12 protein-coding genes are annotated in these 12439 nt (G+C 72.0%); 8 read left to right on the plus strand and 4 right to left on the minus strand.

Annotated elements, in window-relative coordinates; translation table 11 throughout:
- Positions 1-45: 45 nt before the first annotated feature.
- On the minus strand, positions 46-1683 hold the full coding sequence (locus tag HZZ10_RS18350; protein ID WP_179914617.1) for an MFS transporter: 1638 nt from the start codon (positions 1681-1683) through the stop codon (positions 46-48).
- Between the two features lie 74 nt (positions 1684-1757).
- Between HZZ10_RS18350 and HZZ10_RS18355 the strand changes: the two genes are divergently transcribed.
- Positions 1758-2312 (plus strand): TetR/AcrR family transcriptional regulator, encoded by a 555-nt coding sequence (locus HZZ10_RS18355; RefSeq protein WP_179914618.1) that lies wholly within the window; start codon positions 1758-1760, stop codon positions 2310-2312.
- Between the two features lie 73 nt (positions 2313-2385).
- Here HZZ10_RS18355 and HZZ10_RS18360 read toward each other — a convergent pair whose 3' ends face one another.
- A complete protein-coding gene (locus HZZ10_RS18360; RefSeq protein ID WP_179914619.1) occupies positions 2386-4122 on the minus strand; it encodes a sensor histidine kinase in 1737 nt (578 codons plus the stop codon).
- 168 nt (positions 4123-4290) lie between these two features.
- Between HZZ10_RS18360 and pcp the strand changes: the two genes are divergently transcribed.
- Complete coding sequence (gene pcp, locus HZZ10_RS18365) at positions 4291-4944, plus strand: pyroglutamyl-peptidase I (RefSeq protein WP_179914620.1); 654 nt, start codon at positions 4291-4293, stop codon at positions 4942-4944.
- A 168-nt stretch (positions 4945-5112) separates the two neighbouring features.
- Positions 5113-5286, plus strand: coding sequence for a CsbD family protein (locus HZZ10_RS18370; protein ID WP_056134405.1), 174 nt, complete (start codon positions 5113-5115; stop codon positions 5284-5286).
- Between the two features lie 63 nt (positions 5287-5349).
- Here HZZ10_RS18370 and HZZ10_RS18375 read toward each other — a convergent pair whose 3' ends face one another.
- On the minus strand, positions 5350-6879 hold the full coding sequence (locus HZZ10_RS18375) for a hypothetical protein (RefSeq protein ID WP_179914621.1): 1530 nt from the start codon (positions 6877-6879) through the stop codon (positions 5350-5352).
- Between the two features lie 170 nt (positions 6880-7049).
- Entirely contained in the window at positions 7050-7562 is a 513-nt protein-coding gene (locus HZZ10_RS18380; protein WP_179914622.1) for a MarR family winged helix-turn-helix transcriptional regulator, read from the minus strand.
- A 254-nt stretch (positions 7563-7816) separates the two neighbouring features.
- On the opposite strand from HZZ10_RS18380, the gene HZZ10_RS18385 reads away from it, so the two are divergent.
- The 5 genes from HZZ10_RS18385 to HZZ10_RS18405 all read left to right on the plus strand — a co-directional run bounded on the left by HZZ10_RS18385 (position 7817) and on the right by HZZ10_RS18405 (position 12129).
- A complete protein-coding gene (locus HZZ10_RS18385; RefSeq protein ID WP_156382810.1) occupies positions 7817-7972 on the plus strand; it encodes a hypothetical protein in 156 nt (51 codons plus the stop codon).
- Positions 7969-8844 (plus strand): siderophore-interacting protein, encoded by an 876-nt coding sequence (locus tag HZZ10_RS20125; RefSeq protein ID WP_179914623.1) that lies wholly within the window; start codon positions 7969-7971, stop codon positions 8842-8844. The genes HZZ10_RS18385 and HZZ10_RS20125 overlap by 4 nt, the downstream gene beginning before the upstream one ends.
- A gap of 119 nt (positions 8845-8963) precedes the next feature.
- Positions 8964-10043 carry a Fe(3+)-siderophore ABC transporter permease gene (gene fepD, locus HZZ10_RS18395; protein WP_308507621.1) on the plus strand — a complete coding sequence of 360 codons (1080 nt, stop codon included), beginning with the start codon at positions 8964-8966 and terminating at the stop codon, positions 10041-10043.
- A gap of 113 nt (positions 10044-10156) precedes the next feature.
- Entirely contained in the window at positions 10157-11200 is a 1044-nt protein-coding gene (gene fepG / locus HZZ10_RS18400) for an iron-enterobactin ABC transporter permease (RefSeq protein WP_179914626.1), read from the plus strand.
- 59 nt (positions 11201-11259) lie between these two features.
- Entirely contained in the window at positions 11260-12129 is an 870-nt protein-coding gene (locus tag HZZ10_RS18405) for an ABC transporter ATP-binding protein (protein ID WP_179914624.1), read from the plus strand.
- Positions 12130-12439: the final 310 nt, after the last annotated feature.

Here is a 12439-nt window from a genome sequence, read left to right on the forward strand (position 1 = left end):
GCGGGTGACCGTCGCCCTCGTGAGGGTGCCGTGCCTGGTCGTGCGTCAGGCGTCGACGAGCGCGCCCTGGTCCGCGGTCCGGCGGGTGGCTCGGTGCGCTGCTCGCAGCGCGACCCCGATGACCACAGCGGTGAGGAAGGCCAGCACGGCGCCGATCGCCGAGGTGAGGTCGACCCCGTGCGCGAAGGCGGCCTTCGCGGCCTCGAGCAGCGCGTCGGCCTGGCCCGTGGGCAGACCGTCGGCCGCGCTCACGGCACCCCCGAGGGTCTCGCGTGCCTGGTCGGCGACCGCTGGGTCGAGACCCGCGGGCAGCTCGAGCCGTGTGCGGTAGACCGCCGCGAGGACGCTGCCGAGGATCGCGACACCGAGCGAGGCACCGAGCTCGTAGGCCGTCTCGGAGATGCCAGACGCAGCACCAGCACGCTCGGGCGGGACCGAGGCGAGGATCGCGTCGTTCGTGAGCGTCTCCGCGAGACCCGCACCACCGCCGACCAGCACGAAGATCACGACGATCACCCCGACGGACGACGACCCCGTCAGCGTGGTGCCGAGCAGGTAGCCGAGGGTCGCGAGCAGCAGCCCCACGGGGATGAGCAGCCAGATCGGCGCGATGCGGGCGAGGGCCACCGCCGCGAGCCCCATGGCCACCGTCGCGGCAGCACCTGGGAGCAGGTACAGACCAGCCTCCATCGGCGACAGCTCGAGGACGAGCTGGAGGTACTGCGACACGAAGAAGATGAGCCCGGAGATCGAGAAGACGGCCATGAAGTTGGCGAGGACCGAGGCGGAGAACACGCGGTTCTTGAACAGCCCGACCTCGAGCAGCGGGGAGCTCAAGCGCGTCTGACGACGCACGAACAGCACACCCAGGGCCACGCCGAGCAGCAGCGACGCGACGCCGAGCGGGCTGAGGCCGTCGGAGGCCAGCTTCTTGATGCCGAAGACGAAGGGCAGCATCGAGACGACGGAGAGCACGACGCTGAGCGGGTCGAGCCGCGCGGAGCCAGGGTTGCGGGACTCGGGCAGCACGAACGGCGCGACGACGAGCAGCACGACGAGCACGGGCACGTTGATGAGGAAGATGGACCCCCACCAGAAGTGCTCGAGCAGCCAGCCGCCGACGATCGGGCCGAGCGCGGAACCTGCCGAGAAGGCGGACGCCCAGATGGCGATCGCGAGGCGACGCTGGTTGTCGTCGAGGAAGAGGTTGCGCAGCAGCGCGAGGGTCGACGGCATGAGGGTCGCGCCGAAGAGCCCGAGCAGCGCGCGAGCCGCGATGAGGTGCGTGGCGTCCCCGGCAAAGGCCGCGTAGACGCTGACGATGCCGAAGCCCGTCGCGCCGACGAGCAGCAGCCGGCGGCGCCCGACGCGATCGCCGAGGGTCCCCATGGTGACGAGCAGCCCGGCGAGGATCAGCGGGTAGATGTCGACGATCCACAGCAGCTGGCTCGCCGACGGCGAGAGCGCCTGGCTGAGCTGGGGGATCGCGAAGGACAGCACGGTGTTGTCGATGCTGACGAGCAGCACGGGGAGCATGAGGGCGGCGAGGCCGAACCAGGCTCGGCGCCCGGCGCGGGGTGCGCTCGGTGCGGTCTTCTGCGCGGTCGTGCCCGCGCTCGCGGCGGTACGGGTGGTGCTGGGGTCGGTGGTGTCGTGACGGTGCAGCGACGGGGTGTCAGCCATGGTCTCGCCTCCTCGGTCGTAGGGCCGAGCGTTACTGTACCGGCTGGACGGTACACCGCGTCTAGACTGTGACCATGTCCACTCGGCCCGACCGCTCCAAGCCCACCCGCGAGGTCGTCCTCGACGCTCTCGAGACCCTCTTGCTCGAGGGAGGCTCCTCCGCAGCGACCCTCGAGGCTGTCGCCGCGGCGGCCGGTGTGTCCAAGGGCGGGCTGCTGTACCACTTCGGGTCGAAGGAGGCCCTGTACCAGGGGTTCCTCGACAGGCTGCTCGTCGAGTCCAGAGCCGAGGCCGACGGGACGCTGACAGCCCCCGAGGGGGTCGTCGCCGCCTACCTCGACGTGTCCTCCGTCGCGACCGACCCGTCGACGCGGTCGGTGCTCGCCGCGCTGCGCCTCGCCGGCGTCCAGGAGGTCGACGTCGAAGGAGCCCTCGTCGAGTCCTTCGAGTACTGGTACGAGGTCATCGCTCGGCGGATCGACGACCCGGTCCTCGCGCGCCTCGTCCAGCTGGTGGGCGACGGTCTCTACCTCCACGCGCTCATCGGCTCGGTCCAGCACGACGAGGACGAGCAGGTGGTCGCCCGCGTCGTCGCGCTGGTGGCCGAGCACGAGGCCGCGCAGGGCTGACCCAGGTCAGGGAGGCCGCGCGGGGCTGACCCGGGTCACGCGAAGCCGCCGGGCGGCCGTCCTCCTGTGCGGCTCAGGCGAGATGCTCTGCGGCGGCGGCCGCGGCGCCGTGCGCGTGCTCGTCGGCGACCTCTGCCCTGGGCAGCCAGACGGTGACGGTCGTCCCCTCCCCGAGGGTGCTCGTCATGGTGATGGTCCCGCCGTGGGCGTCGACGATCGACTTGGTGATCGCCAGCCCGAGCCCGATCCCGGGGATCTGCCGAGAGGTCGCGCTCTGGGCCCTGTGGAACTTCTCGAACACGTGGTCGAGGTCGGTCCCGCTCATGCCGATCCCCGAGTCGGAGACGACGATCGCGCACGCCCGGGCCTCGACGAGCGTGCTGACAGTCACCGTGCCCCCTCGCGGCGTGTACTTCAGGGCGTTGGACAGCAGGTTGTCGAGGACCTGCGAGATGCGGCGCGCGTCGACGTGGACCGCAGGGGAGGCCTGCGCCACGTGCTCCAGGCCGACCCCGGCGGCGGCGAACCGCGGCGTCGTGGACTCGACGGACCGAGCGACGAGACGTCCGAGGGCGACCTGGGTCCGGGAGATCTGCACGGTCCCGGCCGTCGTCTGGGCCGTGGTGAGCAGGTCGGAGACGAGAGCCAGCAGGTGCTCGGCGTTGCGGTCGACGACCCCCAGGTAGGACAACGTCTCGTCAGGCAGGAGGCTGGTCTGGTCCTCGTGGTCGCCGCGGATCAGCTCGAGGTACCCCATGATCGAGGTCAGCGGGGTCCGGAGCTCGTGGGAGACCGTCGCGACGAACTCGTCCTTGACGCGCATCGCGCTCACCACGGCCGTCACGTCGTGGTAGACGACCATGACCCCGTGGCTGTGCTGCTCGGCGTCGAGCATCGGGCGCGAGGTGGCGAGCACGGCGCGCTGCCCTTCGCCGGGGCGGCCGAACCACATGAGGTGCTCGGAGACGACCTCCCCGCGCCGGGCGAGCTCCGAGGGGAACAGGTCGAAGGGCAGGGGGGTGACGCCGTCCTCCTCGAAGACCAGCCGCTCGCCCTCGCCGACGTCCCCGGCCCAGGTGAGTGCGTAGAGGTCGTTCTCCGGGGTGTTCGACAGCAAGATCTCCCCGTCGGTCCCGAAGGCCACGACAGCCGAGTCGAGCGAGGCCAGCATCGCCTGCAGCAGGACCGTCGTCGTGGTGCGCTCGGTCAGCGACTCGTCCAGGCGGGTCTGCTCCTCGCGCAGCCTGTACCGCTGGACCTCCCAGTGCTCGGTGATGATCGCGCAGGCCGACACCATCGCGGCGGCGACCAGCGGCAGCACGAGCGGGGAGGGCCAGTCCGTGAACCCCTGTGTCCTGGAGTCCATCCACGACGCCGTCGCGCTCAGCACGAAGGTCCCGACGACGGCCCACGCCGCACCCCGCCACAGGTAGGCCTGGGCCAGCCACAAGCACGGGAGCAGCGCCAGGGTCGTGAGCATGACCCCCTTGGCGTCGAGGGCGACGACGGCTGCGCCCAGCCCGATCAGGTCGGCTGCGCACAGCGCGGCCGGGGCCCACGGCTGGGTGGACCGGTCCTGGGTCGCCCATGCCGCAGCACTCACCAGCACCACCAGCAGCACCCCGCCCCACCCGAGCACGGGCACGGCCACCGGGACCGTGAGCAGCAACCATGCCGTGAGCGGCAGGTAGATGAGGGCGAAGGGGATCTGCAGGGCTGTGCTGTGCTGGTGCCCGCGGATGCCGAGCGCGCGCATCAGGTGCGACGTCCACCCCGACAGGTGCGCCCGTTCTCGTGTGTGCAGGTCCATACCCGGACGGTAGGGCCACGGGTGCGTCCACGCCCGACGTGCCGGTCCCGCGGCGTGCCCGACGGTCCGTCGGTGGCTGCGCCCGCGGTGCGCCGTACGGTGGTCCTAGGTGCGGTTCAGCCGCCCGGCGCCCAGAGGGGGCGCCTCCCGACACCCGAGGTGATCCACGTGCCAGTCGTCCTCCTGACCGGATTCGAGCCCTTCGGCGGGCAGACGGTCAACCCGTCCTGGCAGGCCGTGCAGCGCCTCGCCGCCGCGTGGGACGGGCCTGCCGAGCTCGTGACCCTCGAGCTCCCGGTCGACTTCCGCACGGCGGGACCGGCGCTCGCGGAGGCGGTCGAGCGGAGCCAGCCCGACCTCGTCGTCGCGGTCGGCCAGGCCGGTGGGCGCCCGGACGTGACGGTCGAGCGGGTCGCGATCAACGTCGACGACGCCCGGATCCCCGACAACGGCGGCTTCTCGCCTGTCGACGAGCCCGTGGTGCCCGGCGGGCCCGCAGCCTACTTCGCGACGCTGCCCGTCAAGGCCTGCGTCGCGGCCATGACCGCGGCTGGTGTCCCGGCGTCGGTCTCGCAGACCGCGGGGACCTTCGTCTGCAACCACGTGTTCTACCAGGTGATGCACGAGCTCGCGGGCCGCTCGGCCGGCGGACCGGTCGCGCGCGGTGGCTTCGTGCACGTCCCCTTCACGCCGGAGCAGGCGGCTGGGACCCGGCACCCGAGCATGACCCTCGACGTCATCACCGCAGGGCTCGACACGATCGTGCGCACGAGCCTGTCGACAGGGGTCGACCTGCGCGTGACGGGCGGGACGACGCACTGACCAGCCTCCCGCGTGACGTCTCTCGACGTGCGAGAACGGCGGATCTGTGCGTCTTCCAGGCATCCGTGCAGGACCTGTGGAGGCTCCGAGCGTCACCCTCCGTTCGAGATGCGGGCGTGGTGGGACGCACGTACGGTCGAGGCATCGGACAACCTGAGGAGGCCCATCATGGGACTTGGTGACAAGATCAAGAACGCTGCAGAAGACGCCAAGGGCAAGGTCAAGGAAGCGACCGGCTCGGCGACCGACAACGAGCGCCTCGAGGCTGAGGGCAAGGCCGACCAGTCGAAGGCCTCGGCCAAGCAGGCTGGCGAGAACGTCAAGGACGTCTTCCGCGACTGATCGCCTCAGAAGCTTCACGAGAGCCCGTCCCCTCACCGGGGGCGGGCTCTCGTGCGTCGCGGGTCAGCGGCACCCTGCGGCAGCGGCGATCTGCTCGTCGCTCGGCCGGCCGTAGAGCCACTCGCCCGAGCCGTTGCCGTCGTCGTAGCCCATGCTGATCGCCCACGAGGTCGCGAACATCTCGTCGTCGCTGTTGAAGGGCGCCGCCGAGTAGAGGTCGTAGCACTTGGACGTGATCGCGTGCCCGGTCTCGTGGACCACCAGGGCCTGCACGCCTTCCTCGGGCCACCGCTCGGCGACGTTGTCCGACAGCGTGATGGTCGAGTACCCGTACTGCGCGGTGTTCCACGTCGCGTAGCCGCCTGACGAGCCGTCGAGCCCGTAGCCGTTGACCTCGGGCGCCCAGGCGAAGTCGACGGGCACCCCGCCGGCGAGCGAGCGGGCGAAGGCCTCGATCTCGGGTCGGTTGGGGTGGACGGGGTTGGCGAGCAGCCATTCCTGGTCGGTCTGGGAGGTGACCACGGCGTTCGCAGCGGCCGCGAAGGTCGACAGCTGGGTGCTGCTGTCGGCCGACCAGCTCGGCGAGACGCCGGTGGCCGCGACCTGCATCTCCGAGCGGCTGGCGTTCGTCGCGACCGTGTAGGTGTCGACGTAGCTCTGCGACGTGGCGGGCACCGTCGCGAGCAGCGCGTCGGCGGCGTCGGCGAGCGTGTCCTGCTGGGTGGTGAGGGTGTCGAGCCCGGTCTGGGTGTCCTCGAGCGTCGTGGTGAGGGTCTCGACGTCGGCCTCCACCTGCTCGGTCGCCTCGACGATCTCGTCGGTCGTCGTCGGGCGGGCGTCGGGGGGCTCGGGCGCCTCCTGCGACGGGCCCCAGGAGTCGACTGCCGTCGAGAGGTCGGTCCGTGCTGTGTCGAGCGCCGTGCGCTCGGCCTCGGGGACGACGCCCACGGGTGCGGCGTCGAGCAGCAGGGTGGCGTCGTCGACGTCCGAGGTGGCGTCTGTGAGGGCCAGGTCGACGTCGGTCGCGAGCGTGGTGAGGGAGTCGACGACGCTGTCGAGGTCCTCGACGGCGTCGTCGTAGGCGGTCTCGGCGTCGGCGAGCTCCTGGGCCTCGCGCGCCAGACGGTCCGCGAGCTCTTGGGCTGCGCGCTGGTCGTTCGCCCGGTCGACCAGGACGGCTGTCGTCCCGCCGCCGAGGGCGAGCACGAGGAGGACGCCGAGCGCGACGGCCCAGCGTCGCGAGCGGCGTGGGCGGCGCGGAGCCGGCGCAGGTGCAGCCCACGGAGACTGACCGGGCCGCGAGGGCTGGCCGGGCTGCTGAGCCGCGTAGCCGGAGGTCTGCGGGGCGCTCGGGTGCCCACTGCCGTCCGGATACCCGGTGGGCTGCGGCTGGTAGCCGCCATGCGGCGGGTGGCCCGTCCCCGGGGAGCCCGGCCACCCTGCGGGGGCCGGCCCTGGGCCCTGCCCGTAGCCGGGCTGGGCAGGCGGTCGTGGAGCCGCCCACGGTCCGGGCTGCTGACCGGGGACGGACGGCCCAGCGCCGTGACCGGGCGGGTCGGGCGTCGACGGGGGAGGAGGGGGCGAGGTGCTCATCGTCACAGTGTGCAGCGAGACCGCGCCGGGCACGAGGCCTGCGGATGGGGTGGAGTCCCCGTCCGAGGGTGAGATCGGGCGGAGCAGATCTGGCGCACGTGTCGGGCGCAGCGCTCCCAGGTCCGTGCCGGGGTGCGGAGGTCCTCGTCAGCGCGGCCGACCCGGCGACCTCAGACCGTCGGGGAGTCCGGCGCGAGCTTCCACTCGTCGGAGGGGTCGATCTGGTGGCGGATCAGCGTGGCGGCTTCGCGCAGGCTGTCCGACTGGTCGGGAGACAGCGCGTCGAAGACGAGGTGGCGGACTGTCTCGACGTGACCCGGCGCTGACGCCACGATCTTGTCGAGGCCTGCGTCGGTGAGGATCGCGTTGGTGTGGCGGCGGTCGTGCTGGCTCGCCTCGCGGCGGACGTAGCCCTGCTTCTCGAGGCGCTTGACCACGTGGGACAGGCGCGAGAGCGATCCGCTCGTCAGCCGGGCGAGCTGTCCCATGCCGAGGGTGCGGTCGTCCTGCTCGGAGAGCATCGCGAGGACCATGTACTCGTAGAAGCTGATGCCGGCGTCGCGGGTCAGCTGGGCGTCGAGGGCGGCGGGGAGCCGGATCATCACCTCGGACAGGCGCAACCACGTGAGGTTCTCGGCGCTCGAGAGCCAGCGTGCGTCGTCAGGTCCGGGGGGTGTGGTCATCTCCTGAGTCTACCGCGTTTGCTTGACTCTTCAAATAAATCGGCGGATCCGGCCGTGGCCTGCGACGACCCGCGGCGGCACGCGGTGGTCTGGCTCGTCCCCGGTGGTGCGGCCGCGAGAGCGGTGCGGAGCGCCAGACCTCTTCACCTCGCAGGGGCCTGCAGTTAGGGTAGGTATGCCTAACCAGCGCGGCCCGGTCGACGACCAGCGGTCCGCAGCTCCCCGGGCCTGCCGACTCGACCCTAGGACCCCCCATGACACGCTCCACCACGCGGTCTTCCACCGTGTCTTCAGCAGCCGCCCGCGCCGCCGCGCCGCTCGGCCTGCGCAGCGTCGAGCGCGACCTCGTCCCCGTGACCTCCCCGGGGACGGCCGGCGACCTCGGCCTCGACGTCACGGTGCCGTCGTGAACATCTTCCGCGCCGAGGTCGTCTCGACCGCCCGCCTCACCGCCGGCATGATCCGCATCGTCCTCGGCGGCGAGGGCGTCGCTGACTTCCTGTCCACGGGCGTCGGCGACGAGTACCTCCGGGTGTTCTTGCCGGCCCCGGGGGAGCGCGAACCCGTGCTCCCCTTCGCGACGGAGAAGAGCTGGGACTACCCCGAGGGCGTCACGCCGTCGCCGATGCGCACCTACACGGTGCGCGCTGTCGACCCTGCTGCGGGCACCCTGACGATCGACTTCGTGGTGCACGAGGGCGGGGTCGCGGCGACCTGGGCGCAGCACGCGACCGTCGGCGACGTCGTCGGCCTCAACTCGCCCTGCGGTCTGTACAGCCCGCCCGAGGGCCTCGAGTGGCAGCTGCTGCTCGCCGACGCGACGGGGTTGCCGGCCGTCGGACGCCTGGTCGAGCAGGCTCCGGCCGGCGTGCGGACCCGCGTGATCGTCGAGGTCCCCGACGAGACCCACCACCAGGGCCTCTCGCGCCCCGGGGTCGACGTCGTCTGGGTCTACGGCGGCAACGGCTACAGCCAGTCCCGCCTCGACGAGATCCTGCGGACCGTCGACCTGCCCGACGGCGTCGGCTACGTGTGGTTCGCCGGGGAGGCCAAGGTCATGCGCACGGTCCGCACGCACCTGCGCCACGAGCGCGGTCTGCCGGGCACTGCCTACAAGGTGATCGGCTACTGGACCGACAAGGTCGAAGAGTGGACCGAGCGCTGGGACGCCGTCGACGCCGAGACCAAGCAGTGGCTCATGAGGCTGTGGGACGACGAGGGTCGCGCGGTCGAAGAGATCGAAGACGAGTACTTCGCGACGCTCGAGACCCTCGGGCTGTAGGACTGGGACAGACGATGACGACCTCGACGAGAGACACCGGCGCTCAGCCGCCCGGCAGGCACCTGCCCCCGGGCGGTCCGGAGACGGCTGAGAGCGCCACGCCAGGTGGGACGGCCGGCGTGGCGGGCAGACCGGTGGTCGCCGTGACCGCGGAGGGCGGCACGCTGCCCGAGGCGTCCGCAGCCCCCGCCGGCCTCGCGCACACCAACGCCACCCGCGCCTTCTGGTTGCTGGTCCTCGTCGCGGTGCTCGCGGTCGCGCTGCTGCTGAGCCTCGCCGTCGGCTCGAAGAACATCCCCTTCGCCACCGTGCTCAGCGGGCTCTTCTCGCCCGACGGGTCGAACGACCACATCATCGTCCGTGAGATGCGCGCCCCCCGGACCATCCTCGGGCTGCTCGTCGGCATCGCGCTCGGGCTGTCGGGCGCGATGATCCAGGCCCTGACCCGCAACCCGCTCGCCGACCCCGGGATCCTCGGCGTCAACGCAGGAGCGGGCTTCGCGGTGGTCGTCGGCGTCGCCGTCTTCGGGGTCGTGGACATCCAGCAGTACATCTGGTTCGCCTTCCTCGGCGCCGTCGTGACGACGGTGGTCGTCTACGTCATCGGGTCGATGGGCCGCGGTGGCACCACGCCTGTCCGGCTGACCCTCGCGGGGATCGCGATCGGCGCCGTCCTCGGCGGGGTCTCGTCGGGGATCACGCTGCTCAACCCGCGGGTCTTCGACGCCATGCGGTTCTGGGGTGCGGGCACCCTGAGCAACCGCACGTGGGAGATGGTCGGGACGGTCACGCCCTTCATCGTGGCCGGGACGCTCGTCGCGCTGCTCGTCGCCCGCCCGCTCAACGCCGTGGCGCTCGGCGATGACCTCGCCAGCTCCCTCGGGGCGAACCTCACGCGGACTCGTGTGTGGGTCGTCGTGGGGGTCACGCTCCTGTGCGGCGCGGCCACCGCCGCCGCCGGGCCGATCGGCTTCGTCGGCCTCATGGTCCCGCACGTCGCCCGCTGGTTCGTCGGACCCGACCAGCGCTGGATCATGCCCTACACCCTCGTCATGGCCCCGACCCTGCTGCTCGTCTCCGACGTCCTCGGGCGCATCGTGCTGCGTCCCGGTGAGCTCCAGGTCGGCATCGTCACGGCCTTCGTCGGGGCACCCGTGCTCATCTGGCTCGTCCGACGACGGAAGGTGAGCGGGCTGTGAGCGCCGACCTCGAGACCCCGGGCGGGACGGCGCCGACCCCGCGGTCCCAGCAGACGCCGCCAGCCCCGCGTGCTGCGAAGTCTCCGACCAGCGCGTCGGGGAGCTCCCGACGCGTGAGCACCGGGCGGCCCACCTGGACCCTGCGGCTCGCCCGCGGGCGGTTCTCCGGCCGGGTGGACCTGCGCACCCTTGTGGTGCTCGTCGCCCTGACCGTCGTCGCCCTCGGCGTCGGACTCGTCGCCCTCGGTGTCGGCGACTACCAGGTGTCCGTGCCCGACGTCCTGCAGGCGCTCTTCGGCGAGACCACCACGGTGGTCCGCATGGTCGTCGTCGACTGGCGGCTGCCCCGCGTGCTGCTCGCGCTGCTGCTCGGCGCGGCCCTCGGCGCGAGCGGGGCGATCTTCCAGTCCATGACCCGCAACCCGCTCGGCAGCCCCGACATCATCGGCTTCAACACCGGCGCGTACACCGGGGCACTCGTCGTCATCCTGCTGCTCGGCGGCTCGTACTACGACATCGCCGCCGGCGCGATGGTCGGGGGTCTGGTGACGGCCGGCCTCGTCTATGCCCTCGCCTACCGCGGCGGCGCGCAGGGCTTCCGGCTCATCATCGTCGGGATCGCGATCAGCGCTGTCCTCGCCTCGGTCAACACCTGGTTGATCATCAAGGCCGACCTCGAGAAGGCCATGAGCGCCGCGGCCTGGGGAGCAGGCTCGCTCAACGGGTTGTCCTGGACGCAGGTCGCGCCGGTGACGATCATCCTCGTCGTGCTGCTGCCCGCCCTCGTGGTGCTCAGCCGACGGATGGGGATCCTCGAGATGGGCGACGACGCCGCGCAGGCCCTCGGCGTCCGCACCGAGCCGACACGCCTCGCGATGCTCGTCGTCGGCGTCGCGCTCACGGCGCTCGTCACGGCCGCCGCCGGGCCGATCGCCTTCATCTCGCTCGCCGCACCCCAGCTCGCCCGGCGGCTCACCCGCAGCCCGTCGGTCGCGATGCTGCCCTCCGCGGTGCTCGGCGCGCTGCTGCTCGTGGTGAGCGACCTCGCCGCGCAGCGCGTCTTCGCCCCGACCCAGCTGCCCGTGGGTGTCGTCACCGTGAGCGTCGGCGGCTGCTACCTCGTGTGGCTGCTCGCCCGAGAGGCCAGGCGGCAGTGAGACGCCACCAGACCACCCCGACCACGCCCGACCCGACCCCTCGCAGAGAGACCATCCAGATGACGACCGACGTGCTCGGCACCACCACCGCGACAGACCCGGCTGCTCGCCGCACCGCTGACGAGGGTCCGCGCCTGCGCGCCGAGGGCGTGACCATCGGGTACTCCGACCACCCGGTGTCGACGGCGCTGAGCGTCGAGATCCCCGACGACTCCTTCACCGTGATCGTCGGGCCGAACGCCTGCGGCAAGTCGACGCTGCTGCGCGCGCTGTCGCGCCTGCTCAAGCCCTCGGACGGGCAGGTCGTGCTCGACGGCGAGGCCATCACCTCCTACAAGGCCAAGGAGGTCGCCCGTCGCCTCGGCCTGCTGCCGCAGACGTCGATCGCCCCCGACGGCATCACCGTCGCCGACCTCGTCGCGCGCGGCCGCTACCCGCACCAGAAGCTGCTGCGCCAGTGGTCTGTCGAGGACGAGGCGGCGGTCGTCCGGGCGCTCGAGGCCACCCAGGTGACGGCGCTGTCCAGCCGCCTCGTCGACGAGCTGTCCGGCGGGCAGCGCCAGCGCGTGTGGGTGTCGATGGTCCTCGCGCAGGAGACCCCGCTGCTGCTCCTCGACGAGCCGACGACCTTCCTCGACATCGCGCACCAGATCGAGCTGCTCGAGCTCTTCGGCGACCTCAACCGCCGCGGGCACACCCTCGTCGCCGTGCTGCACGACCTCAACCACGCCTGCCGCTACGCGACCCACCTCATCGCCATGAAGGACGGCGCCGTCGTCGCCCAGGGCCGTCCGGAGGAGATCATCACCGCCGAGCTCGTCGAAGAGGTCTTCGGCCTGCGCTGCATGATCATCGAGGACCCCGTGAGCAAGACCCCGCTGGTGATCCCGCTGGGTCGCCCGCACACCGCCCCCGAGCCCGAGGCCTGACGTCGGGGTGGGCCCCCCACCGGGTCGCGCCTACCGAAGCGGCTCGCGCCGAGGTCACCCGACCTGCGCCAGCCCCACCCCACCCGCCGAGGTCGCCCGACCCGCGCCGAGGCTGCCCAGATGGTGACGAGGTCGCCTCGACTGCGCCGAGGTCGTACAGACACGCCAGATCCCGAGCCCCCGGGGCCAGATCTGGCGTGTCTGTACGACTTCGTGGTCAGACGTACGACCTCGTGGTCGGAGGTGTGACCTCGTCGGACCGGTCGGGATGGGGTGGTCCGGCTCGGGCCGGTCGGGACAGGGGTGGGAG

The sequence above is a fragment of the Sanguibacter inulinus genome (assembly GCF_013415325.1).
In the GTDB taxonomy this organism is placed as follows: domain Bacteria; phylum Actinomycetota; class Actinomycetes; order Actinomycetales; family Cellulomonadaceae; genus Sanguibacter; species Sanguibacter inulinus.

What these genes read in the sequence shown, in the direction of transcription:
- HZZ10_RS18360 (WP_179914619.1), bottom strand. Translation starts at nt 4,122, where the DNA reads ATGGACCTGCACACACGAGAACGGGCGCACCTGTCGGGGTGGACGTCG.
- HZZ10_RS18375 (WP_179914621.1), bottom strand. Translation starts at nt 6,879, where the DNA reads ATGAGCACCTCGCCCCCTCCTCCCCCGTCGACGCCCGACCCGCCCGGT.
- HZZ10_RS18385 (WP_156382810.1), top strand. Translation starts at nt 7,817, where the DNA reads ATGACACGCTCCACCACGCGGTCTTCCACCGTGTCTTCAGCAGCCGCC.
- HZZ10_RS18380 (WP_179914622.1), bottom strand. Translation starts at nt 7,562, where the DNA reads ATGACCACACCCCCCGGACCTGACGACGCACGCTGGCTCTCGAGCGCC.
- HZZ10_RS18350 (WP_179914617.1), bottom strand. Translation starts at nt 1,683, where the DNA reads ATGGCTGACACCCCGTCGCTGCACCGTCACGACACCACCGACCCCAGC.
- HZZ10_RS18370 (WP_056134405.1), top strand. Translation starts at nt 5,113, where the DNA reads ATGGGACTTGGTGACAAGATCAAGAACGCTGCAGAAGACGCCAAGGGC.
- HZZ10_RS18405 (WP_179914624.1), top strand. Translation starts at nt 11,260, where the DNA reads ATGACGACCGACGTGCTCGGCACCACCACCGCGACAGACCCGGCTGCT.
- HZZ10_RS18355 (WP_179914618.1), top strand. Translation starts at nt 1,758, where the DNA reads ATGTCCACTCGGCCCGACCGCTCCAAGCCCACCCGCGAGGTCGTCCTC.